General features: G+C 64.5%; 30 protein-coding genes. 25 read left to right on the forward strand and 5 right to left on the reverse strand.

Features of this window, described 5'->3' with window-relative positions; all coding sequences use genetic code 11:
• Positions 1–971: pseudouridine synthase (locus SAS01S_RS00520; RefSeq protein ID WP_245656700.1), on the reverse strand; the 971-nt coding region annotated here is incomplete at its 3' end.
• A 130-nt stretch (positions 972–1,101) separates the two neighbouring features.
• On the opposite strand from SAS01S_RS00520, the gene SAS01S_RS00525 reads away from it, so the two are divergent.
• The 6 genes from SAS01S_RS00525 (at position 1,102) to SAS01S_RS00550 (ending at position 7,037) form a co-directional block, all read left to right on the forward strand.
• Positions 1,102–1,542: a response regulator gene (locus SAS01S_RS00525; RefSeq protein ID WP_066803201.1), complete on the forward strand. Its 441-nt coding sequence runs from the start codon at positions 1,102–1,104 to the stop codon at positions 1,540–1,542.
• A gap of 31 nt (positions 1,543–1,573) precedes the next feature.
• Entirely contained in the window at positions 1,574–2,191 is a 618-nt protein-coding gene (locus SAS01S_RS00530) for a hypothetical protein (RefSeq protein ID WP_066803203.1), read from the forward strand.
• A gap of 39 nt (positions 2,192–2,230) precedes the next feature.
• Positions 2,231–3,718: an Asp-tRNA(Asn)/Glu-tRNA(Gln) amidotransferase subunit GatB gene (gene gatB / locus SAS01S_RS00535; protein ID WP_066803205.1), complete on the forward strand. Its 1,488-nt coding sequence runs from the start codon at positions 2,231–2,233 to the stop codon at positions 3,716–3,718.
• A 1,074-nt stretch (positions 3,719–4,792) separates the two neighbouring features.
• A complete protein-coding gene (locus SAS01S_RS00540; protein WP_084238360.1) occupies positions 4,793–5,458 on the forward strand; it encodes a peptidylprolyl isomerase in 666 nt (221 codons plus the stop codon).
• 101 nt (positions 5,459–5,559) lie between these two features.
• Entirely contained in the window at positions 5,560–6,174 is a 615-nt protein-coding gene (locus SAS01S_RS00545; RefSeq protein ID WP_066803208.1) for a hypothetical protein, read from the forward strand.
• Positions 6,171–7,037 carry a hypothetical protein gene (locus tag SAS01S_RS00550; protein WP_066803211.1) on the forward strand — a complete coding sequence of 289 codons (867 nt, stop codon included), beginning with the start codon at positions 6,171–6,173 and terminating at the stop codon, positions 7,035–7,037. The genes SAS01S_RS00545 and SAS01S_RS00550 overlap by 4 nt, the downstream gene beginning before the upstream one ends.
• Positions 7,038–7,066: 29 nt before the next feature.
• Here SAS01S_RS00550 and SAS01S_RS00555 read toward each other — a convergent pair whose 3' ends face one another.
• Together SAS01S_RS00555 and SAS01S_RS23215 are read right to left on the reverse strand one after the other, a co-directional pair.
• On the reverse strand, positions 7,067–7,285 hold the full coding sequence (locus tag SAS01S_RS00555; protein WP_066803214.1) for a hypothetical protein: 219 nt from the start codon (positions 7,283–7,285) through the stop codon (positions 7,067–7,069).
• 5 nt (positions 7,286–7,290) lie between these two features.
• A complete protein-coding gene (locus SAS01S_RS23215) occupies positions 7,291–7,458 on the reverse strand; it encodes a hypothetical protein (protein ID WP_169804877.1) in 168 nt (55 codons plus the stop codon).
• 440 nt (positions 7,459–7,898) lie between these two features.
• On the opposite strand from SAS01S_RS23215, the gene SAS01S_RS00560 reads away from it, so the two are divergent.
• The 7 genes from SAS01S_RS00560 to SAS01S_RS00590 all read left to right on the forward strand — a co-directional run bounded on the left by SAS01S_RS00560 (position 7,899) and on the right by SAS01S_RS00590 (position 13,180).
• Complete coding sequence (locus tag SAS01S_RS00560; protein WP_066803216.1) at positions 7,899–10,496, forward strand: DNA-directed RNA polymerase; 2,598 nt, start codon at positions 7,899–7,901, stop codon at positions 10,494–10,496.
• Positions 10,497–10,698: 202 nt separating this feature from the next.
• Positions 10,699–11,319, forward strand: a complete 621-nt coding sequence (locus SAS01S_RS00565) for an ssDNA-binding protein (protein WP_066803219.1) — start codon at positions 10,699–10,701, stop codon at positions 11,317–11,319.
• Between the two features lie 7 nt (positions 11,320–11,326).
• Positions 11,327–11,740, forward strand: a complete 414-nt coding sequence (locus SAS01S_RS00570) for a hypothetical protein (protein WP_218016223.1) — start codon at positions 11,327–11,329, stop codon at positions 11,738–11,740.
• Between the two features lie 17 nt (positions 11,741–11,757).
• Positions 11,758–12,264, forward strand: a complete 507-nt coding sequence (locus SAS01S_RS00575) for a glycoside hydrolase family protein (protein ID WP_066803225.1) — start codon at positions 11,758–11,760, stop codon at positions 12,262–12,264.
• Between the two features lie 10 nt (positions 12,265–12,274).
• Positions 12,275–12,505 carry a helix-turn-helix domain-containing protein gene (locus SAS01S_RS00580; protein ID WP_169804878.1) on the forward strand — a complete coding sequence of 77 codons (231 nt, stop codon included), beginning with the start codon at positions 12,275–12,277 and terminating at the stop codon, positions 12,503–12,505.
• A 172-nt stretch (positions 12,506–12,677) separates the two neighbouring features.
• Positions 12,678–12,938, forward strand: a complete 261-nt coding sequence (locus SAS01S_RS00585) for a DUF7220 family protein (RefSeq protein ID WP_174544926.1) — start codon at positions 12,678–12,680, stop codon at positions 12,936–12,938.
• Positions 12,935–13,180, forward strand: a complete 246-nt coding sequence (locus tag SAS01S_RS00590) for a hypothetical protein (protein WP_066803232.1) — start codon at positions 12,935–12,937, stop codon at positions 13,178–13,180. The genes SAS01S_RS00585 and SAS01S_RS00590 overlap by 4 nt, the downstream gene beginning before the upstream one ends.
• A gap of 262 nt (positions 13,181–13,442) precedes the next feature.
• Here the strand turns inward: SAS01S_RS00590 and SAS01S_RS00600 are convergent, their stop codons facing one another.
• On the reverse strand, positions 13,443–14,060 hold the full coding sequence (locus SAS01S_RS00600; RefSeq protein WP_066803238.1) for a hypothetical protein: 618 nt from the start codon (positions 14,058–14,060) through the stop codon (positions 13,443–13,445).
• An 11-nt stretch (positions 14,061–14,071) separates the two neighbouring features.
• Entirely contained in the window at positions 14,072–14,278 is a 207-nt protein-coding gene (locus SAS01S_RS00605) for a hypothetical protein (protein ID WP_066803241.1), read from the reverse strand.
• 305 nt (positions 14,279–14,583) lie between these two features.
• On the opposite strand from SAS01S_RS00605, the gene SAS01S_RS00610 reads away from it, so the two are divergent.
• The 12 genes from SAS01S_RS00610 to SAS01S_RS00665 all read left to right on the forward strand — a co-directional run bounded on the left by SAS01S_RS00610 (position 14,584) and on the right by SAS01S_RS00665 (position 22,997).
• Positions 14,584–16,323 carry a DnaB-like helicase C-terminal domain-containing protein gene (locus tag SAS01S_RS00610; RefSeq protein ID WP_169804879.1) on the forward strand — a complete coding sequence of 580 codons (1,740 nt, stop codon included), beginning with the start codon at positions 14,584–14,586 and terminating at the stop codon, positions 16,321–16,323.
• A gap of 40 nt (positions 16,324–16,363) precedes the next feature.
• On the forward strand, positions 16,364–18,376 hold the full coding sequence (locus tag SAS01S_RS00615) for a DNA polymerase (protein WP_084238362.1): 2,013 nt from the start codon (positions 16,364–16,366) through the stop codon (positions 18,374–18,376).
• A 219-nt stretch (positions 18,377–18,595) separates the two neighbouring features.
• The gene (locus tag SAS01S_RS00620; RefSeq protein WP_066803250.1) at positions 18,596–19,105 is read left to right on the forward strand and encodes a hypothetical protein; all 510 of its coding nucleotides are present in this window, start codon (positions 18,596–18,598) and stop codon (positions 19,103–19,105) included.
• Positions 19,105–19,368, forward strand: a complete 264-nt coding sequence (locus SAS01S_RS00625; RefSeq protein ID WP_066803253.1) for a hypothetical protein — start codon at positions 19,105–19,107, stop codon at positions 19,366–19,368. Before SAS01S_RS00620 ends, SAS01S_RS00625 begins: the two co-directional genes overlap by 1 nt.
• 20 nt (positions 19,369–19,388) lie before the next feature.
• A complete protein-coding gene (locus SAS01S_RS00630) occupies positions 19,389–19,991 on the forward strand; it encodes a hypothetical protein (protein WP_157082607.1) in 603 nt (200 codons plus the stop codon).
• Between the two features lie 3 nt (positions 19,992–19,994).
• On the forward strand, positions 19,995–20,207 hold the full coding sequence (locus SAS01S_RS00635; RefSeq protein WP_066803259.1) for a hypothetical protein: 213 nt from the start codon (positions 19,995–19,997) through the stop codon (positions 20,205–20,207).
• Between the two features lies 1 nt (position 20,208).
• Positions 20,209–20,646: a hypothetical protein gene (locus SAS01S_RS00640; protein ID WP_066803262.1), complete on the forward strand. Its 438-nt coding sequence runs from the start codon at positions 20,209–20,211 to the stop codon at positions 20,644–20,646.
• Positions 20,636–21,028, forward strand: coding sequence for a hypothetical protein (locus SAS01S_RS00645; protein ID WP_066803265.1), 393 nt, complete (start codon positions 20,636–20,638; stop codon positions 21,026–21,028). Before SAS01S_RS00640 ends, SAS01S_RS00645 begins: the two co-directional genes overlap by 11 nt.
• Entirely contained in the window at positions 21,025–21,387 is a 363-nt protein-coding gene (locus SAS01S_RS00650; RefSeq protein WP_066803268.1) for a hypothetical protein, read from the forward strand. The genes SAS01S_RS00645 and SAS01S_RS00650 overlap by 4 nt, the downstream gene beginning before the upstream one ends.
• Positions 21,387–21,581: a hypothetical protein gene (locus tag SAS01S_RS00655; RefSeq protein ID WP_066803271.1), complete on the forward strand. Its 195-nt coding sequence runs from the start codon at positions 21,387–21,389 to the stop codon at positions 21,579–21,581. Before SAS01S_RS00650 ends, SAS01S_RS00655 begins: the two co-directional genes overlap by 1 nt.
• Positions 21,582–21,820: 239 nt before the next feature.
• Positions 21,821–22,615, forward strand: coding sequence for a 5'-3' exonuclease H3TH domain-containing protein (locus SAS01S_RS00660; protein WP_066803274.1), 795 nt, complete (start codon positions 21,821–21,823; stop codon positions 22,613–22,615).
• Positions 22,616–22,730: 115 nt separating this feature from the next.
• Positions 22,731–22,997, forward strand: coding sequence for a hypothetical protein (locus SAS01S_RS00665; RefSeq protein WP_066803277.1), 267 nt, complete (start codon positions 22,731–22,733; stop codon positions 22,995–22,997).
• Position 22,998: the final 1 nt, after the last annotated feature.

Raw genomic sequence — 22,998 nt, forward strand, 5'->3', positions numbered from 1 at the left:
GGCGCCGCCACATTCGAGGCCGCCCGCCTGTTGGACTGCCCCTCTCCCCGACCCTCTCCCCGGAGGGGAGAGGGAGCGTTGCGCTGCGCTGCCGTCTGCCAGCGTCGCTGCTCGGGCTCGTTGCGGGTGCGGGAATTGCCCGCCGCTCTCGGCGGCGTGCGATGTGCCCCGGCTGAAGGCGTGGGGCTCGAAAGCTCGCTGACCTGTTTGCGCGCCGGTTGCGGCAGATCGAGCCGGGTCGGATCCTTGCGGAATGAATCGATGTCGTGCGCGCGCACTTCGCCGATCGCCCCCATCGGCAAGTCGCCGAGCGCGAACGGACCGTAGCGCGTGCGGATCAACCGGCTGACCTCGAGGCCGAGATATTCGAGTACGCGACGCACTTCGCGATTCTTGCCCTCGGTCAGCTTGAGCTCGATCCAGAAGTTGGCGCCCGTGCGTCGCTCCATATTAGCGTCGATCGATCCGTAGCGGACGCCCTCGATCTCGACGCCATGGATCAGATCCTCGAGTTGTGACTGGGCGACGGTGCCATAAGCGCGGGCACGATAGACCCGTTCGACGCCGGTCGCCGGCAGCTCGAGCTGGCGCTTGAGCCCGCCATCGGTGGTCAGCAGCAAAAGGCCTTCTGTCGCGAGGTCGAGCCGGCCGACCGGGACCAGCCGCGGCAGTCCCTTGGGCAGGCGATCGTAGATCGTCGGACGACCCGCCGGATCGCGCTCTGTCACCAGCAGGCCCTTGGGCTTGTGATAGAGGAACAGCCGCGCGGCTTCCGCCTCGCGCACCGGATTGCCGTCGACCGTGACGCCGGCGAGCGAGGTCAGCAGAGTCGCGGGCGTTTCGACGACGACGCCATCGATCGCGATGCGCCCTTCGGCAATCATGCGCTCGACTTCGCGCCGCGAGGCGATTCCGGCGCGCGCCAACATTTTTGCGATCCGCTGATCGTCGGGAGTCTTGGAGGGAGGCATGGTCGCGCCAATATACTGATTGGCTGGGGAGCGGGGGAAAATTTACACCGTATCCGTTGCCGGGCGTTAAGCCACGCACACGTAACGACGCGCTGACGAAACGATCTGCGCGCGACTGGGTTGAACGATTATGGTGTTCGGACACGCAAAAAGAGTCATTACGCGCCTCCTCGTCTGCGAGGACGAGCCGCTGATCGCGTTCGATAATGAGCATGCGCTGATCGAACAGGGATTCGAGGTCGTCGCCACGGTCGATCGCGTCGCCGACGCCGTCGCGGTGCTGGCATCGGGTGTCGACGTCCACCTCGTTCTTGTCGATATAACCCTGGCCGATGGCAGTGGCATCGAGGTTGCGCGGGCGGCGCATGCCCGCGGAGTCGCGGTGGTCTTCGTCACCGGCGAATGTCCCGAAGGTGGCCGCGCCTTTGCCCGCGGCTGCCTCGCTAAACCCTATCGCCCGGCCGACCTGATCGCCGCGATCGCCGCGATCGACGGGCAGATCCAGGGGCGCCCGCGCCCGCGCCGCCTGCCGAGCGGCTTCTCGCTGTTCGATCAGGAAGCGGCCGCGTAGGCATAGAGTCGCGGAGACAGGGAAGGGTGCGATGGGCGTACTGACACGGACGCTGGCTGGTGCTGCTTTCCTGGCGGTCGCCACCGCCGCCTCTACCGCGAGTTCGCGCCCCGTAAGCGACAGCGATATCGCCAGCGGCGATTATGGCGGCGAGATGCTGATCGCCGTCGACCCGGCATCGCATGTCGTCCGCGGCTATTATCAATCGTCGACCGGCAACGGGCGATTCAACTGCATCTTCTATTTTTCCGGCAAGGTGAACGGCGCGATCCGCAGTTACTTTCCGGAAACTCCTGATGAGGTGGTCATGGGAACGCTGTCCCGCGAAAGTGACGGGAGTCTCAGCGTCCGGCTGGCGACGGAGCATGGCGGCTGTTGGAACGTCCAGCATTTCGCCGACAAGGACCAGCCCGCCGAATTCACTCTCCAGACGGCCTATCCCTGGGTATCGGTGGCCGTGATCAAGCGCGCCCGCGCCCATTTATACGATAGCCCGATCAGCAAGGCGCCGCGCAAAGCCTATGTCGTGAAGGGCGGTGGCGTCGGCATCCGCGCCAGCCGGCCAGGTTGGATCCAAGTCGATTTCCTCGGTGGCGGCAAAGCGGTGAGCGGCTGGATCAGGAGTTCGGACGTCTATCCGTTGTCCTGAGCCTTGCGGCACGCGGGTCGCTAAGGCTATTCGGCCGGCATGACCGAACCGCTCAGCACTGCCGCACCCTCGACCTACCGCATCCATGGCGCCACCGGCGAATGGGAAGTAATCATCGGACTCGAGGTGCACGCCCAGGTCACCTCGCAGGCCAAATTGTTCTCCGGCGCGGCGACCGAATTCGGCGCCGAACCCAATACCCAGGTGTCGCTGGTCGATGCGGCGATGCCTGGCATGCTGCCCGTGCCCAACCGCGAATGCATCCGCCAAGCGGTACGCACCGGCATGGCGATCGACGCCAAGATCAACAAATGGTCGCGGTTCGACCGCAAGAACTATTTCTACGCCGATCTGCCGCAGGGTTATCAGATCAGCCAGCTCTATCATCCGCTGGTCGGCGAAGGCTCGGTCGAGATCGAGCTGGAAGGCGAGGCCGAGGCGACCAAAAAGATCGGCGTCGAGCGCATCCATGTCGAGCAGGATGCCGGCAAGCTGATGCACGACCAGCATCCGACCCGGTCCTATGTCGACCTCAACCGCTCGGGCGTCGCGCTGATGGAGATCGTCAGCAAGCCCGACATGCGCTCGCCGGCCGAAGCGGGCGCCTATCTGACCAAGTTGCGTTCGATCCTGCGCTATGTCGGCTCGTGCGACGGCAATATGGACCAGGGGTCGATGCGCGCCGACGTCAACGTGTCGGTACGCAAGCCCGGCGAGGAGTTTGGCACGCGCACCGAAACCAAGAACGTCAACTCGATCCGCTTCGTGATGCAGGCGATCGAGCATGAGGCGTCGCGCCAGGTCGATGTGCTCGAATCGGGCGGCAAGATCGTCCAGGAGACACGGCTGTTCAATCCCGATACCGGCACGACACGCTCGATGCGGTCGAAGGAAGACGCGCACGATTACCGTTATTTCCCCGATCCCGACCTGCTGCCACTCGAGCTCGACGACGCGTTCCTCGAAGCGTGCCGCGCGAGCCTGCCCGAGCTGCCCGGCGCCAAGCGCGCGCGGTACGAGGGGCAGGGGATCACTCCTTATCAGGCCAATGTGCTGACCGCCGAGGTCGAGACCGCGCGCTGGTTCGATACGTTGCTCGACGAAGGCGCCAAGCCGGTGGCGGCGGCGAACTGGGTGTCGTCCGAATTGTTCGGCGCGCTCAACCGGCTGGGCAAGGACATCACCGAATCGCCGGTCACGCCAGGCCAGGCCGCGGAATTGCTCGCGTTGATCGCAGATGGCACCTTGTCGGGCACGCTCGCCAAACAGGTGTTCGAGGTGATGCTCGAGACCGGCGATGCTCCGGGCAAGATCGTCGAGGAACGCGGACTCAAGCAGACCAGCGACACCGGCGCGATCGAGGCGGTGATCGCCGATGTGCTGGCGAAGAATCCGAACCAGCTGGAGCAGTATCGCGGCGGCAAGGAAGCGTTGTTCGGCTTCTTCGTCGGCCAGACGATGAAGGCGATGCAGGGCAAGGCCAATCCGGGCGTGGTGAACGAGCTGCTGAAGAAGGCTTTGGGCTGAGCGGCCAAGGCGGGGCGGGCAGTTCGCTCGGCCCCGCCAGATAGGAAATTTTTCCCGGCCATCGGGCTTCCAATTGCCGCTGGAGCGCATGCGTCGGCTGCTTCCAACTGTCACCGCCTTGGGGCTGGTAAACACTGAAGACGATGCCGTCGTCGATGGCCGCGGCGTAGAGCGTCCCAATCTGCGTTCCGGCCTCTGTGCATAAGCTGGCGTCGAACCATTGCATGTCGGGGCTGGATGGCGTCGGATCGCGGAACGACCAGTGCCTGGTTGCCGCGAATTGCCGCAGCTCGCGGCGTAGGACTGGCCACTCGCGGACCGGGAGGCGCAGTTCGAACCCTGCGACCGGACCAAGCGACTCTCGCCCGTCGCGCATCGGATTGTGGCAGGAGCGATCGACGTACAGGCCGGGGACGGCCGTGCCGCCGAAGATCGCGCCGACTACCGCAACAGCGAGCAGCCCAAACCTCCAGCGTCGGGCGGCGGGTAATTCCTGTTCGGTCGTCAACCACTCGAGCAATCCCCAGGTCGTGAACGCCCCGACAATGCCTGCGACGCCGAAACCACTGAGGACGAGGATCAGACTGGAAACCGCGCCGATCCATCGGCCATTGGGCGAAATCGCATCGCTCAACACCGCGGAAATGGCCCAGGGTAGCAGCAACAGAGGAACGAATAATCCGGCGACAAGGCCGCCCTTGGCGACCGAGCGCCATGAAATGCGGCCTCGGCGCCGCAGAAAGCCGAGGATCGGTGCACCGCCGATCATGGCGATCACCATCGTCACACCCATGACGAACGGGAGCAATCGCAACAGGTCGGCGACGACTCCGATGATCACCGATACTGGTACCGCCGCAGCAAGAATGGCCAACGAGCCGCTGCAACCGGTCGGGTGGGGTGGTGGCGGCGCGACATTCATCGGCATAGCTCACGTAAGAAATAAAGAGATTACTTAAATACTGAAATATGGTGCTCGCACAACCCCAGGATGATCAATGCCGATCCGGTGTTGTCTCCAACCGTTGCGGCGGCGTGTTCGCCGCCATAGGCTGGACCGAGAGGAGTATCCCGATGCTGCGAATGATTCCCCTGACGTTGGGCCTGCTGGCCGCACCCGTGATGGCGCAGACGAGTCCGGCGCCCGCGCCGCAGCCTGCTCCGACCCCGGCGGTCGCGCCGACACCTGTGTCCGCCCTGCCACGCGTGCAGATCACGACGACTGTCGGCAGTTTCACGGTCGAGGTAGAGACGGCCAAGGCGCCGGTCACCGCCGCCAATTTCCTGCGCTATGTCGACCAGAAGAAGCTCGACGGAATCACTTTCTATCGCACGTGCAAGGTGGCCGATAAGTTCGGCTTCGTGCAGTTCGGGACCAATGGCGACCCGAAGCGGACGCTGCCGCCGATCAAGCACGAGCCGACCACGATCACCGGCCTCAAGCATCTCAACGGCACGCTCTCGACCGCGCGGCTGGCGCCGGGATCGGCGCGCGGCGACTTCACGATCAGCGTCGGCGACCAGCCGTCATTCGACGCCGACGCTACCAAGCCGGACGACGCCACCAAGACCAACCTCGGCTATGCCGCGTTTGGCCGCGTGGTGGACGGCATGGACGTGGTGCTCAAGATATTCGACGCCCCGATCGATCCGAACGCGACCGTGCGCGGATCGTTCAAGGGAGAAGTGCCGGCGGCGCCGGTGAAGGTGCTGAGCGCGCGCAGACTCCCCAAAGTGTGAGCTGCCACCCCGGTTCCGGTGCTACTTGTCCGGCCTTTACCGCCGTTTATGGTGCGCCTCGGGGGACGCGGCGATTCGCCGCATCCAAAAAGGGGGGGCGCATGAAAATGCATGATTTGGCCGCGGTCGCGGTCATGGTCGCGCTGCCGTTCGGCGGAACACCGGCAGCGGCACAGGAAAAGTCCGTCTATCTCGCCGATAGCGCGTCGCCATTCGGCGTCTCGACGGTGACCAATGCCGATGCGCAATCGGTGACGATGCCGAAACTGGACTATGTTTCGGATGGCACCGAGGCCGCGGATTTCGACAAATATTACGTCTTTCACCGCGCTGACACGGACTTTGCCACGGCTTATGGCGACATTGCCGAATGCGATAATTATGCGCGCGGCCTGCAGAGCGGGATGAGCAACGTGCAGGTGCCTTATCCCTATGCCGGGACTATGGCCGGCGCGCTTGGTGGTGCGATCGGCAGCGCGGTGGCGATGGCGATCTTCGGCTCGGCCGAAAAGCGCCGCCTGCGTCGGGTCAACATGCGCACGTGCATGAACTTCAAGGGCTATGATCGTTACGGTTTGCCCCGGGCGCTGTGGGACGATTTTAATTTCGAAGAAGGCCTGTCGGGCGTCAACGAGGAGAAGCGCCAGCATTACCTCAAGCAACAGGCCCTGGTCGCCTCGTCAGGCAAGCTGCAGGGAAAGGTGCTGGGGCTATGAAGATCTCACTGCTCAGTGCGCTGATCGCGCTGTCGCTAGCCGTTCCCGCCATTGCCAAGGAACAGGCGCCGGTCTTCGTCGAAACCGTCGCGGTCAAGGACAAGCCCGCCGTCGCACTAGACGCGACCAAAGCCTATGTCATGCTGCGGTCGGACATGGCTGTATCGCTCTATTTGATGAAGGTACCCACCGCCGACGATCAGGGGAGCTACGACAAGTTTCGCGCCGATGCGCTGGCCAAGGCGCATGAGAAATACGTCAAGAAGCAGGCGCAATATGATGCGGCGGTGAAGGATAGGGCGAGTGCGCCCAAAGGCTCGGCGCTGCCGCCATTGCCCGACAAGCCGATCGAGCCCACCGAAGCAAACTTCCAGTTCACGCCGTTCCCGTTGCTTGCCGGTGTCTCGATCGGCCCGATCAATCGTTTCGCCAAGGCAGAGGGCGGCCTATCGACCTATCTCCAGGAACTGACGCCGGGCGAATATCGCATCTACGGACCGCTCGCCATGGGCCCCAATGGCGCGATTGGCAGCTGTTTCTGCATGGGAAGCGTGGCCTTTGCCGCGAAGGCGGGGGAGATCGTCGATCTTGGTGTCATCGCGGCCAAGGCCAATCTGACGGTCAAGCGTCCGGAGGGCGATTCCTCGGCGCCCATTATATTGGACGGGCCGTTTCTGGTACCGGCCGGCGCCAGCGTGGCAGTCGATGCGCGACTCAGCGGTGCGCACATCGTGGCGGCCCGGTTCCGGCCAGTCGGCAAGCTGCCCAATTATTTCGGCGTGACGATCAACCGGATGCCGGTGATTCCGGGTGTGATGCGCTATGACCGCGATCGCATCGTCGATCTGACCGCCGCGAACTGACCGATCCGAAGAGTGAGGACGGCGGCGCGCTATTGCGCGTCGTCGTCCTGGTTTTTGGTCTCCCCGCCGGTTCCGGCATTGCCGGAGAACAGGCCGGGGGCGGTCAAGGCCTCAGGCTCCGGGCCGCCTTCGCCGCGTTCGACCGCGTCCTTGCGCGCTTCGACTTCCTGTTGGAGATCGCTGCGCGGGTCGCCTTTGCGGGCATCGCGTTCGCCGGCCGTCTCGGTCCGCGTATTGTGATCGGTCATCGGGATCATCCTTGCGGGTTGGCGGGGCCGGTGGGCTGTTCGCCGGGCGAGGGAATGTCGATATCCGGCATCGGCGGCGCGATTTCGGGCGGGGCAGGCGTCGGTTGCGCGGGCTGGCTAGGCTCGGGCGGAAATTCGGGCGGGGGTGTCTCGGGCGGTGGATTGGTGGCCATGGGAGGTTCCTTTCGCTCGATTAACGCCTTTATGACCCCGTCGGTTGCCAAGCGGGTTGCTCCCAGCCGGGCAGTTGCTATAGACGCCGCCGACCGGCGGTCCTCTGGCGGGCGTGGCGGAACTGGTAGACGCGCTGGATTTAGGTGCTAGTCCGCAATTGCAGACTATTCTGCAATCCGAGACAGTCCGCAACCGCAGACTTTAGCCATTTTCTGGGCTTAGCTCGGAACCGTAACGAAGTGGTCTCCCATCGTCCGTGGTGGGGGACCATTTTTCGTTCAACCGTTCGTCGCAAAAACGTTGGATTCTCAACGAGGCAGCGTTGACCGAGCGCACCGCCATGCCCATAAGGTCCGCATATGCTGACTGTCGGTTTCGTGCGACCGTTGGCACAATTGCCCAGTAAGGGCCGCCATAGAGCGAGGAGGAAGGACGCCAAATGGACTACACAAACGATCAGCTCAGCTTCCAGCAGTCCCTGGAGAACACTGCGGCTGAAGCCGGCGCCGAGCGCTACTGGGAGGACCAGCAGCACAAGGCGAACCGCGAAGGGTTCGAGCGCCGCGATGACGTGCAGAAGATCATCCGCGGGGCCATCCCACTGCTGTCCGCAGCGATCACGGGGTGGGTGGAGCACGCCAAGGCCCGGAAGGGACGACCCTCGGCGGCCCTTGCGCCCCTGTCGGAATTGGACGCCGACACCGTCGCATATCTCGCACTCAGCAAGACATTCAACACGGTCGCGCTCGGCAAGATGCTGTCGGCCACAGCTCTCGCGATCGGCCGGACAATCCAGGTCGAGATCGAGGCCGCGATGATCCAGGAGGCCGACCCTAAGGCAGCCCGCCGGTTCCTCAAGATGGCTGAGGGCGAGCCGCGGGAGAGCGTGAACCGCAAACGGCACGATCGCCTTAAGGAGCAGCTCGGGCTGGGTCTGACCTGGTCCCAGCGCACGGTCGCCCTGGTCGGGGGAACCGTCCTCAATCTGATCCTGACGACCCTGCCCGACATTTTCGAGCGATCGGTCCTCAACGATCACCGTGGGACCGTGCCGGTCGTGCTACTGACCGAGGCCGCCCAGGACCAGCTGGCAACGATGACCGAAGCTGCCGCCTGGCTCCATCCGATCCTCAAGCCCATGGTGGTCGAGCCCCGTCCATGGGTCCATTACGACACCGGTGCCTATCTGGACCTTCGGCTGAGCAAGACGGTGCCAATGGTCCGCACGTTCAACCGGGAGCACCAGCACTTGATCCGGGAGGCCATCAAGGCCGGCGAGATGGCCGAGGTCCTCGACGGGCTCAACGCGATCCAGGGAACGCGCTTTGCGATCGACCAGCGCGTCCTCAACGTCATCGAATGGTGCCGTTCGGAACGCCTCCAGCCTAACAAGAGCTTCCCGCTGGCCGCCATGCCCGAGCTGCCCAAGAAGACGCCGCGCGAGGAATGGGAGGCACTGACCCCCGAGGCCCGCTCAGCGCTCAGCCGGCGCCGCAAGGCCCTCCGCGACCTGCGAGGCTCCGCGGCTGTCGACGGGGGCCTGTTCGTCTCCGACACGGCCACCGCACAGCAACTGGCCGAGCATCCCTGCTTCTACCTACCGCACAGCATGGACTTCCGCGGGAGGGTCTACGCGGTGCCGCATTTCAACCCGCAGCGCTCGGACCACATCAAAGCCATGTTCCGCTTCGCCGACACTGTTCCGCTGGGCGGCGAGGGCGGCCGGTGGCTGATGATCCATCTGGCCAACTGCGGGGACTTCGAGAAGGTCAGCAAACGCCCGTTCGACGACCGGGTCCAGTGGGTTCGCGACAACGAGCAGGCCGTAATTGAAGCGGGCAGAGACCCCTTCGGGACCTATGATTGGTGGTCAACCGCGGACAGCCCGTTCTGCTTCCTCCAGGCCTGCATGGAATACGCTACCTGGGCGACCATCTGGAACTACTGCCCGGACTTTCCGTCCTGCATCTCGGTCGCGCTAGATGGGAGCTGCTCGGGCCTCCAGCACTATGCGGCCATGACGCGCTCGGCCGAGGAGGGCCATCACGTCAACCTGCTGCCCCGCGATGTTCCCGGCGACATTTATCAAGTGGTTGCCGATGGCGCCCGGCCGACCCTTGAGGCCTGCGCGACCCGTGGGGATTTGGACGCGACGACGATCTTGGCCAACGGCTTCGGCCGCGGCGAGGTGAAGCGGAACGTGATGACCTACTTCTACGGGAGCGGGAAATTTGGGATGCGCGATCAGCACATGGTCGACCTGATGCGGCCGCTGGCTGACGAAGTGGCGTTAGGCGAGCGTGTACACCACCCGTACTCGCTGCTGACTGAGCGGACCAACAAAGAGACCGGGGAGGTCACGCTGGTCCAAGACGGCGGCTTCACGTGCGCCCAGACCCTCGCGTCCCACGTCTACGCAGCGGTCACCCGCGTGGCGCCCAAGGCCGACGAGGCCGCCACGTGGTTCCAGCAGGTCGCGGCGACGCTCGCGCATGAGAGCCTCCCCGTCGTCTGGCGGACCCCAACGGGCCTTCCGGTCATCCAGCGGTACAGCGAGTTCACGTCGAAGCGGGTCAATATGTGGCTCTACGATCGCAAGGTCGCGGTGCCGACAGGGGACGCCAAGATCGACGAGGCGGGCAACGTACTGACCAGGATCGAATGCCTCATTCGCGAGGCGCCCACCAAGCGCATCGACAAGAAGAAGGCCCGCAGCGCCATCAGCCCGAACGTGGTTCACAGCCTCGACGCCTCGCACCTGGTCCGGACTGTAGTGATGGCGAAGCAGGAAGGGATCGAGCACTTCCAGCTCATCCACGACTCCTTCGCGACCCACGCCGGCAATACAGGTCGGTTCTTCCGCATCATCCGGGAAGCATTTGTCGACCTCTATACCGACTACTGCCCCTTCCGGGAGGTGGACCGCCATGCCCGCTCGGTCCTCAGCGAGGAAGGGCAGGCCAAGCTGCCGCCAATCCCCACCAAGGGCTCCCTGGACCTCTCCGCGGTCCTGCAGTCCGACTACGCGTTTGCTTAAAAGGTCTGCAACCGTGGAATATCCGCAAAAGCGGTATTAGTGCGACCATATGCACAACTGGCTTCGGTCAGCCCTCTGCACCTCCTCACGTTCCCTCCGGGGGTCGGCCTTATCAAGTCGACCTCCGGTTTCTTTTTCTCCACAATTGCGGACTGTCTGTGTTTGTCAGTTACCCGCCCCCTACGGAATACCATACGCCTTTATGGCAAAGACCCCCTCTATTACCGCGACGTTCGGCCCGCTGATCCTGTCGTTCCCGTGCCTCAACAAGCCCGACGAGAAGTATGACGTCTATACGGCCAACGGCACCGAGGACCCCAACTCCGACGCGATGAAGCAGGCCAAGGCGATCCTCGCCGACGCCCTCAAGCAATTCGGTCTGGACGTTGACGCGCACCTCCCGCTGAGCCGCGAAATGGTCAAGGACCCGAACGCGCCGGCTGGCACCAAGAAGCCAAAGAAGGTCCCGACCGGCAAGCTGATCCTGAAGTCGAAGAGCCAGCGGCCGCCCGCGATCGTCGATGCCAATGCGCGTCCGATCGACCCCAAGTCGGTCCAGATCGGCGGCGGCACCAAGGCCCTCGTTCAGGGCTTCCTCAAGCCGTACGACATGAACGGCAACGAAGGCATCTCCTTCACCCTTACCGGCGTCCAGATCATCGAACTGGTCGAGCGCGGCGGGTCCAGCGCCAAGTTTGAAGCTTGGAACGGCGAGGGCGGCTACTCCTATGACGGTGACGCCCCGGCTGCCGAGCTGAATATCGGCGACGACAGCGACGGCGACGACCAGGCGCAGGACGACGGTGGCATCCTCGACATTTAAGGGTCGAGTGAAGCTCCACGGCCGCTCTGGCCTCGAAGACAAGACGATGGAGGACCTCGCAGTGCGCGGGGTCCCCTATCGGTACGAGGAGGTCCGGGTTTCCTACGAGAAGCCCGCGAGCCGTCACAAATACACCCCCGATTTCATCCTGCCGAACGGCATCATCGTCGAGACCAAGGGCATCTTCGAGGTCGCCGATCGCCAGAAGCACGAGCTGGTCAAAGCCCAGCATCCCGGCCTCGACATCCGCTTCGTATTCAGTCGCTCAAAGTCGCCGATCCGCAAAGGATCTAAAACGACCTACGCCAGCTGGTGCGCGGGCCGCGGCATCCCCTTCTCCGACAAGGTCATCCCTCAGGCCTGGATCGACGAAGCCGACAACCCAGAGCGCCACGCCGCCATTGCGGCTGCCAGCGCCTAGCCCACCGAAAGAGAGAAATGGACGACCTGAATCGAGAGGTCCTCCGCGCGGAGCTTTCGCGCGACGAGGGCGACCGCCTAAAGCCCTACAAAGACACCGTGGGCTGTTGGTCCATCGGGACCGGCCGGAACCTTGATCGAGCGGACGGCGGCATAACCGCGGCCGAAACCGCTCTGCTCAAAATCACCCGCGCTTCGTGCCTCCAAAAAGGCATCACCGAGGCCCAGCGGGTCGTCCTACTCGACAACGACATCGACGCCGTGATGGCCGACCTGGACCGAGCGCTCCCCTGGTGGCGCAAACTCGACCCCGTTCGCCAGCGCGTGATGGTCAACCTCGGCTTTATGGGGATCGGCAATACCCAGCGCGGGCTGCTGAGCTTCCGCAACACGCTCGCAGCGATCCAGCAAGGCCGGTGGGATGACGCCGCCAATGGCCTGCTCGCTTCCAAGTACGCCCGCCAAGTCGGCGCCCGCGCAATCCGCCTAGCGGCATTGCTCCGCAATGGCCCCCGCAAGCTCTGAAAGGACCTTAATGAAGACGACCTACCTGACCCCCCGCGCCAAAGAGGTGCTCGACTACTTGCAAGCCAAGGGACGCACCACGCCCCGCGAGGCCCTGCTGGACCTCGACATCAACAGCGGGTCATTTACGCGCCGCATCACCGAGCTGCGGGACGCCGGCTACTCGATCGCGGTGACGACCAACCGGCACCCGATCACCCGCCGTCGCTACAACGTGTACACGTACTCGCCCCACGACTGATGGCAAAAGACCCCCTCGATCCGGGGACCATTGAGCTACCGCTCGATACCCCGGAGGCCTGCAGTCATACGGCGTATCTGGAGCGAAAGCGTGGTGACGCCAACTACCCCAATTGGACCTGCATGATTTGCCGAGCCTCCGTGCCCGAGCCGCAGGTCTGGGAGAACTTCTGATGCAATCCCGTACCGACAGCCTGATGGAGTCGCTGGTCAACATTGTGATCGGCCTCGTCATCTCGACGATCGCCAACCACTGGGTCCTCCCGGCGGTGCTGCATGTCTCGATGACGTTCGGTCAGAACTTTCTGATCAGCGCGATCTTCACGGCGATCTCGCTGGCCCGCTCGTACACCCTGCGCCGCCTCTTCAACGGCCGCTCCGTCTGGCAGGCTATCGCCGGCCTCTGGCGTGACCGTCCCGCGGTGACCGCATGACAACGCCCGGCGCCCTGAGCCCCGACGAGATCGCGCGGCGCAAGAAGATTCACGAAGACGCGATGGAGGCTTTCTATCGCCATCGCTCGGAGAGTCTCCGCGTGAACAACACCGTGACGGCCGATGGCCCGCCGCCTCCACCCCCGCCGCCGCCCCAGCCAGCCCTGCAACGCCGATCGTCGCGGCCCGGCATCCTCGGTTGGGTGGCTGACGCCTTTGAAAACGCCACAGGATGGCACTGAGGATCACATGGACGAACCCACGAAACCGAAGGCCGTAAAGGCCGCCCCTCCGACCCCCGAAGCAGCCCTCCAGGCCGCGGTCGGGGTGGTCGTAACCGCAGCCCGCGCCTTTGCGGCTGCCGAGCCGGCGAGCACCACACACAGCTTCACCTCTGGCGACTACCGCGTGCGGTTCCAGAGCGGAGAGCTGCTCGCGCTCCAGCGCCTATGATCCAGACGGGGTCGATCAACACCAGGTCGACCCCGTTTATTTTTCAGCCGGCTAAACGCTATCGAGAGACACCAGATTGGCCACGTGCTGGTTCTCCAGAGCGGCTATCAACGCTCCCGCTGCGGCTTCAATGTCAGCGGTCCATTTGACCCGAGAGCCGTCCGGAAAGTCGCCGTAGTGCGGTCCAGGCCCAGCCATCCACACGTTCCTCCCCCGCAGTTCGCGAGCGCTTCGAGCGGCGCGGGCCACGTCGAGGAAATGATTGCGGGCGTTCAGGCTTGCCACTTCGTACCAGGCCCAATGGGCCCTCTCCAGTTCAATGATATGCAGCTTGGCTGCCTCGTCTCTGAAATCTGCTGCTTGCAGGACATGGCAAAGGGAGCGGGCGGCATATAGTAGTTCGGGTATCCCCATAGCGCGAGGACTGGCTGATACCTGTTCCGGCGCAGCCACCGGGAGGCCCTTAGCGGCTGCCGCTGCTTCTCGCAGCCCGATCATCCGGCCAGCCAAAAAGATTCCGACTGCGAGTAGCAGGGCACCGACAACTGTCAGCTGACTACTCCACGGAACCAGACCGGCGTAGATCGCCGTAGGCGAGTAGGCGACCAACAGGGTCAGGAGACCAGCAATGGCGGCGACGGCAGAGACAATCCCGCTCACGAACCGCATGGTGCAGTCGCTTACTTTTCGACGGGCGGGTGGTCCCGCTCGTAGGCCCTAAGGTCCGCGGCCAACTCGCGAAGATCGAACGGTTCCCCGTTGCTCTGAAGCAGCTCCATGCCGGCGCCCCCCAGGCGCTCCTGCCCAGCCAGGGCACCCGACATCTCATAGAATACATCGGCAAAATCATCGAGCAGAGCGGCAATCTCGCTAGGTGTCCGAGCCATGGAAATCTCCTTTGGGCTCAGCCTAGCTGATGCCCGACCATCCCGTCCACTGACGTTTCCCACGGCCCCTGCAGGGCTTCCCTCCTTTCACCTGCAGGGGCCTTGAGAGCCGCCGGGGACACCCGCGGGCCGCCCAGGCCCAGTGTTATCCTGCACGGCCCCTACGCGGCCGGCGGTTCATTCCAAGCAGGCCCACGGACGCCACACCCCAGCCCGGTTCGAGCAGACCCCGGCCTGTCCCAGACGCGAGGGGGAGCTGGGGACCCGTGGGGCCTGCGCCCCAATTCCATCACATGGAGAACGCCTTGGCTGACCAGCCACGCGACGAGACTTCTTTCGTCGGGCACGAGCCATGCCCCGCCTGCGGCTCCCGCGACAACCTAGCTCGATACGCCTCCGGCCGCGGCCATTGCCACGGCTGCGGACACAACGAGTTCCCCGACGACTACGACGGCCCCCGGCGGCCGGCCAACACCAAGAGCAAGATGAGCCAACCCTACGAGCCGTACCAGGGAGACCTGGGCGACGAGACCTTTACACGCGCCTACGGGATCAAGACGGACATCCGCCGCGACATCGGCATCAGCCTAGTCCCGATGGGCGTTGAGCACCTCGGCGTAGACTACCCCCGCAAGCCCTGCGTCACCTTCGACTACCGGCTGCCCGACGGGACCCTCTGGGGTCAGAAAATCCGCTACAAGCTCCCCGAGGGCGCCGAGGACGGCAAGACCTTTCGGTTTCCCCACGCCAAGGGAAGCCAGGCGGCTCCAATGTACCTCATGCACAAGTGGGGGCAGGGGTCCGATCGCCGATCACTGACCATCTGGGAAGGGGAGGGCGACTGCGCCGCCTACTATCAGGTCACTGGCGGCAAGTACCCCTGCGTCTCGCTGCCCAACGGGGCCAAGGGCGCCGAGGACACAATCCGCGCCTGGTACGAATGGATCGACCAGTTCGATAAGATCGTGCTGGTCTTCGACGGCGACGCAACAGGCCGTGAATGGTCCAAGAGGGTCGCAGCGCTCCTGCCGCCCGGTAAGGCCTTCATCGGCGAGGTTCCAGGCCACAAGGACGCCCGCGAGGCCCTGCTGGCCGACGACACCAAGGCGGTGCAGCAGGCCTACTGGAACGCCACCGAGTTCAAGCCGGACGGCATCTTCACCGTTGCCGACCTGCGGGAGCAGGCGCTTGTCCTGCCAACGATTGGCATCCCCTGGAAAAGCCCAACGCTCACGAGCTGGACCTACGGGCGGCGCGAGGGGGAAGCCTATTACCTCGCGGCCGGAAACGCGGTTGGAAAGACCGACTTCTGCACCGAAAACATAGAGCACGACGTCAACGTCCTGCGACTGCCCACAGCGGTCATCTATATGGAGCAGCCGCCCGTCGAGACCGTCAAGCGCGTCGCCGGCAAGGCGGCCCATCGGCTCTTCCACCTTCCTCCCGATGAGGGCGGATACACCCAGGACGAACTGACGGCAGCGATCGACCGGCTGGCATCCTGCGACCACCTCGTCTTCGGCGGCAACTTCGCGGCCACGACTTGGGAGGACCTCAAGCAACGCCTGCGCTACCTCTCGGTGTCCAAGGGCATCAAATCCTTCTGGATCGACAACCTCACGGCCCTCGTGGACCCGGCGAACGAGCGGCAATCTGTCGAGACGATTGTCAAGGAACTGGCCCTGCTGATGCAGGAGCTGCGCACCTTCTGCGTCATGGTCTGCCATCTGCGAACCGCGGAGAACGGCCCGAGCCATGAGGAGGGCGGACAGGTCCGGCTGAGCCAGTTCAAGGGCAGCCGCGCAATCGGCGCCTTCGCCCACTACGCCTTCGGCCTGGAGCGCAACACGGTCCACGAGGACCCTGACATGCGCCTTTATACGCTGTTGCGCTGCGTGAAGGACCGCTTCACCGGCCGCGCTGGCGGCAACACGCTTTGGCTCAAATACAACCCCGAGGACGGCATGCTCGCGGAGAGCGACGCGCCCCCCGAGACTGCCTCCCACGGCTTCCAGCCCGTCGACACCGGCGGCCTCGACCTCTGATTTAGACACCCGGCGTCCAGCGAGACGCCCCAGGAACACCATGAAATTACCACCAACCGCCCGGTCTCAGGGGCGGTATGTCTTCGACTTGGAGACGAACGGGCTTCTGCCCGAAGTGACCCGTGTACACTGCGCGGTTCTCTACGACCTCGACACCGAAGAGGTCCTGGACTTTCGACCCCACGAGATCGGCAAGTTCCTAGAGCTGTACGTCAAGGCGACGCTCCTGGTCGGCCACAACGTGATCGGGTTCGACATCCCGGTCCTTCAGAAAATTTACGGTATCTCGCCGGCCCGCAGCTGCGACGTGATCGACACGATCGTGCTGGCCAAGCTGGTCTTCTCGGACATCAAGAGCATCGACTTCCCGCGGGCATCCGCCTGGAAGAAGTACCGCGAGGCTCGCGATCTCTACGAGACCGAGCGGGCCGCCCGGATTGAAGCCGGCGAAGTCGATCCTGGACCCTTCCCTTGGAAGACCCCCCACGAGTTCCCCGGCCAATTCGTCGGGGCGCACTCGCTGGAAGCGTGGGGCTACCGCATCGGTGCCGAGCGCAAGGGCGACTACGCCAAGGAGATGAAGGCTCAGGGGCTCGACCCGTGGGCTTCCTGGAATGAGGCGATGCACGCCTACATGATCCAGGACGCGGTCGTTAACGTCGGGGTCTACCGCTACCTGATGGCCGAGGCGCCCACGGCGCTCTCGATGCAGCTCGAAATGGACGTCCAGCGGCTCTGTTGCCGCATGGAGCGCAACGGCTGGCCGCTCAACGTGAAGGCAGCGCAGGCCCTCTACGCCCGGCTGTGCCAGCGCCGGCACGAGCTGGAAAAGCAGCTGGTTGAGGCCTTCCCGCCCTGGCGGGTCAGGCTCGAAGATTTCATCCCGAAGCGCGACAACAAGACCCGCGGCTACAAGGCCGGCGTTCCTGTCGAGCGCTGGGAAACCCGCGAGTTCAACCCGGCCAGCCGGGACCACATCGCAGACCGCCTGATCGACAAATACGGCTGGCGGCCCAGCGAGTTCACCGATGGCGGACAGCCGAAGGTCGATGACGACGTTCTGCAGCGCCTCCCGTTCCCCGAAGCCAAACTGCTCGCCGAATACTTCCTCATCCAGAAGCGGATTGGGCAGCTCGGGGAGGGCAACCAGGCCTGGCTCAAACAGGTCACCCCGAAAGGACGCATCCATGCACGGTATAACACAAATGGCGCTGTCACGGGCCGCGCGACTCACTCGAACCCCAACATCGCCCAGGTCCCGAGTGTGGGCGCGGAATACGGATGGGACTGTCGAGTTCTGTTCCACGTCCCCCGCGGCTGGACCCAGCTCGGAGCTGACCAGAGCGGCCTAGAGCTTCGCTGCCTCGGTAGCTTCCTCGCTGCCTTCGACGGGGGCGCCTACATCGAGGTCGTCCTCCACGGCGACGTCCACTGGGAGAACGCCAAGGCGCTGTTCGGCCTCGCCGACGACCTGGAGCGGGACCCCGATAATCCCCAGCACAAGAAGATGCGGGACGTCGCCAAGACGTTCATTTACGCCTTCCTGTACGGTGCCGGCGACGCCAAGCTTGGCTCGATCATCGGGAAGGGGGCGAAGGCAGGGGCTCAGCTCCGCGCCCGCTTCCTCAAGAAGTTCCCGGCGCTCGATCGCCTCATCAAGGCTGTTAAGGCCGCTGCGGCCAAGGGCTGGCTCAAAGGCCTAGACGGCCGCAAGCTTCCCGTCCGTAGCGATCACGCTGCCCTCAACACCCTCCTGCAGTCCGCGGGCGCTCTCGTGTGCAAGAGCTGGATCACCTTGGCCGAAAAGGCCCTGGTCGATGCCGGCTTCAAGCTCTCTGACGCGCTCCACGGTGACTGGGACCCTGAAGCAGACGTCGTGTTCCTTGGATGGATTCATGACGAACTGCAGGTCGCGGTCCGGCAGGGCCTGGAGGACCAAGTCTCTGCAATCCTCATCGAAACCGGCCGAAGGGCAGGCGAGCCATTCGTCTCCTGGAAGTGCCCCACCGACGTCGACGTCAAACCCGGTGCCAACTGGGCCGAATGTCACTGAAGACCCTCAACTGCTCCCGGTCCTTCGCAGGGCTTGGGAGCAGCCCTTTCTGACCCGCTCCGACTTCGCCCGGCAATCCGCCGACGAGGTCGCCATCGCTGCCTGTCGCGGTCTCCTGACCGTCCGACACGATCAGCATCACTGGGGCCGAGCATGGCGTATCACCGCCGCCGGCCTCTCCCTCCTGGAATGCCAGGAGTTCCCCAAGGGAGAAGACCAATGAAGTTCCCCCGTTTCTACAATCCGTTCAAGCTCATCCGCCAGCTGCGCGAACGCGCCGAAAACGCCGAGTGGGCGCTCGGGCGAGCCCATGAAGGCAACCGCCAGCTCTGCGCTTCGCGTGACACCTGGATCAAGGTGGCCCGTGAGTTCGGCGCCGAGATCGACCGCCACGAGCAGGCTGTGGCCGCGTTCATGGACGAACGCGCCGAGCTGAAACACACGATCGCCGCCGCTATCCGTGCCGGCGCCAAGCTGATGGGCATGTACCTTGTCGAGGCCGCCGGCCGCGTCGAGATCGAGCGCACCTCGCAAGAGCAGGCTGCGGAGACCGTCGAGACCGTCACGTACATCAAGCAGGTCGAAGCGGCCCTGGCTGCCGCCGGCATCACGGTGACGGACGCCGAAGCCGGACCGCAGGTCGTGGTCGAGGAAATCCTCTTCATGCGGGCTTGCGAAAACAGTCTCCCGCTCGGCCCCGGCATCCGGGCGCTTGCCCAGGCCGCGTAATGCGCCTGCTGCGGTTCCTTCACTTCGAGGGCATGCGAGCGGCCCTCAAGCACCTGCTGACCGCCAAGGACGGGGAAACCTACGCCCCGGCCAGGGTCTATTGGTGCTTGGGGTCCGTGCAGTTCCTCGTCCTCTCGGCTTGGTCGGTCATTGCCCACCAGCACGAGTTCAACGCCACCGACTTTGGCACCGGCTTCGCGGCCATCCTGACCGCGGGCGGCCTTGGCGTGTGGTTCACCCGGAAGACCGAGCCGGGACAGTAGCGCCCAAGGAGGGCGCAATCATGGACGACATCGAGACCATCTGCGCCAACTCCTTCCGGAACTTCCATACGAAGGGGTTTGACTACCTGTGCCTCAGCCGGACGCCCGAGCTGACCAGGAAGATCTACTTTTTCGACGGAGAGCTATCGCAGCTCCCCGAACTGGTGATGCCCCACGATCACCGCTACGCCTTCGTCACCACGGTCCTCTCGGGGGCCGTGCGGAACAAGACGTTCACTCCGCTGCCCGGCATCCGGCCCGAGCTGAAGGCCCTGGCGCCCCTCTACGATCGCTTCGAGTACCGCACGCCCCTTAACGGGGGCGACGGGTTCGCATGGGTCCGAGAGGAGCACGTCCGGGAGCACTCCGGCGGTGTGTACACGCGAGGCCGCCACTATCGGTCGGAACGCCATCACGTTCACACCCTCGACATTCGCTGCGAGGGAACCGTGATCATGCTGGAGCAGCTGGCCGACGAGGTGCCCATGGACGCCCCGACGAGCGCCTGGCGCCGTGCTGGCGACCGAACCCCACCGAACCTGGACGGCCTCTACGAACGCATGGCCCCGGACCATGCCCGGCTGCGGATCGGCCAGTTCCTCGACTTGATTGGAAACCGCTGACCGATGACCCGCTACGCCACTCGGCAGGGCCGGGCGGCCGGATGGGTCCCCTCGATCGAGCCGGACGATCACAACCAGATCGTGGACGCGCTTCTCCCGGACCTCGACGTCCCTGGAGGGCGCGGCCCCATCGCCACGGGCCTCTACGACCTGAAGGGGAACGAACTGTTCCGCCTGCCTGAGCCGCTCGGCTTCCATAATCCCCTGGAGCACTGAAATGTTCGCCATAACCACCAAGCTGCTCGGCTATCTGTCGGGCGGCCTGGGCGCAGCTGCGCTCGCTGCTTCCGCCTTTGCGGGACTGCAGACCTACCGGATGCACGCCGCCCATGAGCAGAACGCCACGCTGACTTCGGCGCTGGTGAAGGTCGAGGCCGCAGCGACCCTCGCGATCGGCGAGGCCAATGCTCGCGGCAAAGCCCTGACGGAACGCGACGGCATCATCAAGCTGCAGTCGGATTCGATCGACGGCCTCAAGAGCCAGAGCGACGCCGATCGCGCTGCCTACATCGCCAACATCCTCAAGGCCGAGGACGGCGCCAAGGGCGAGGAGGCTCGCGCGGCCGAGATCGTCAAACTGCCCGCGCCGGCCCCTGGAGACCGCTGCGAGGCGGCCCGTGCCCTCATCGAACAGGAGCTGCTGAATGTCCGCTAAGCTCTCCCGCTTGCTCGGCCTGGTAGCTGACGGCCCAGCGCTGATCGGTCGCCTCGCGTCCACGGCAAGGGTCTGGTGGTGCTTGCCGTTCCCTGCGCTCCCGCTCCTTGCCGGCTGTATGCACGCGGCCGCGCCCGAGCTGCCCAAGCTGGACCCAGCACCGCCGCCCCCGACGATCGCCAAAGTCGCCATCGCCGTGCCCTGCGCGGTCGAGCAGGTTCCCATGCCTGCCTACCCCGGCGACCTCGCCCGCAAAGGTGACGACGTGTACACGTTGGCTCGTCTCGCGATGGCAGACCGACGTGTCCGCATCGCCGAGCGCGATCGTCTCCGGGCAGCCAATTCCAACCCGTGCCCCGCGCACCTGGAGACACCCAAATGAACCAAGCTCAACTCAAGTACGCCCGCGCCCGCGCAGAGCGGGTATTCCGCGACCGCAAGGACGCCATCGTTGCGAAGCACACGACTCCGGCAGTCCGCTTGTCGACCGGCGAACAACTCGATGCGCTAAGGGCTGGTGCCTTCAAGATCGACAAGAAGGCTGGCCAACTCCGCTATGGCTGGGAGTACGGCGTCACTTTCACCGCTGAGCGGGATCAGAAGGTCAACCAGCCGGAGATCGACCGCGAGACTGCTGAGCTGACAGAGGCTTACCGCAAGCTCGAAGACGAGCTGGTCCTCGGCGACAACGAGCAAGCGCTCGTGCTGCTCCGCGCCTTCGAGGGGGCAGCGGAGGCCTGATGCTGCTCACGAACCGCGGCGGCCCGCAGGTCGCCTACCAGGTCCGCTACCAAGGCGGCCGAAAGCAGTTCGATCGCCTAGAAGGCAAGGACCCCGCCATTCACGCGAGGGCCTTCGCGGCCGAGCAGCGCACCAAAGGCGGCTGGGCCGAGCTGGCCCGCGTGACCACCGAGATCATCGAGAGGAAGCGCTGATGGGCAGGCTTTACACCCATTTCCCTTCGCGCCCTCTGGAGGAAATTGAGGAGGCCGAATTCGCAGAGGTCGAGGTCTCGCTGGTTCCGCCGCTGGCCCTGCCGGCTCCAGCCCGGGATCGGGAGGAATAGTGGGGGTAGTCCTTCTGATCTTCGCGATCCTGCTGGGCGCCGGCTGCCATCCACCTTTCACCATCCCCGAGCCGCCCCGCTGTCGCGTCGGGCAACGATAGGACCCGCATGACCACTCAGCTCCTTATCGACGCCGACTTCGTCCTCTACCGGGACTGTTCGGCCGTCGAGCGGGTCGCCAGCTTCACCAACGAGCAAGGCGACACCGTCGACATTCTCAATTGCTCCCGCGAGGAAGCGAAGGACAACTTCGTGGCCTCAGTCGAGGGCTACATGAAGAAGCTGTTTGCCGACGAGGCCGTGCTGGTCTTCTCAGGGACCAACAACTTCCGCCTCGACGTCTGGCCGCTCTACAAGGCCAACCGGGCCGCCAGCCGCAAGCCGCTTTCCTATTGGGAGATCGTCCGCGAATTGCGGGAGGAGGGGCGCTTCCGCGTCTACTCCGAGAACTGCCTGGAGGGTGACGACTATATCGGCATCCTGGCCACCAGGCCCTCGCCGGTCCGTCGCGTGATCGTGTCCGAAGACAAGGACATGAAGACGCTGCCGAACGTCGAAATCTGGCGCGGTGGCGACCTGGTCGAGACAGACGAGGAAAGCGCCGATCACTTCTGGCGCCTCCAGACCCTCATGGGCGACAGCACGGACGGTTATGCCGGCTGCCCAGGCATTGGGCCCAAGACGGCCGAAGCGGTCCTCGCGAAGCCCGGCGACCCCTGGGAGAACATCCTCGCCGCGTACCGCGAAGGCTGCCGCAAGAAGCCCGAGGCGCTGACGAAAGCCGGCGTGGAAACGCCCGAAGACCTGGCCCTACTTAATGCTCGCCTGGCCCGCATCCTGCGCCATGGCGACTGGGACACCCTCAAGCGCCGGCCGATCCTGTGGAACCCGCAGGGCGCCTAACTCGTGGACCCGACACGGGACGAATAGTTCCCAGGTCAGAAGACTAAATTCTTTCTAGTTTGCGGAAAACCGCCAGCTGCTGGAAGTATTTGGCATCCGATTGAAAGACGAGAGAATGAAAAATCTGCCAACCGTCGCGAAGCCGAAAGGCCGCATGACGGAGGCCGAAGCCCGCGTTGTCGGCGCCTCGGCGAACCGCATCGTCAACCTCCGGGGCCTGCAGGTCTCGGCGGCCTGCGTGAGCGGAAGCCTCACTGTCAACGCCAAGTCCGGCGCGGTCTCGCTGGTCCTCACGTCTCAGGACGTGGAGGCCTGCCTGGCCCTGCTGATCGAGCGCGAAGCCTGCCTGCTCACACAGTTCGACATCGAGCTGGAAGCCTAAC

Source organism: Sphingomonas asaccharolytica NBRC 15499, assembly GCF_001598355.1.
Lineage (GTDB): Bacteria > Pseudomonadota > Alphaproteobacteria > Sphingomonadales > Sphingomonadaceae > Sphingomonas > Sphingomonas asaccharolytica.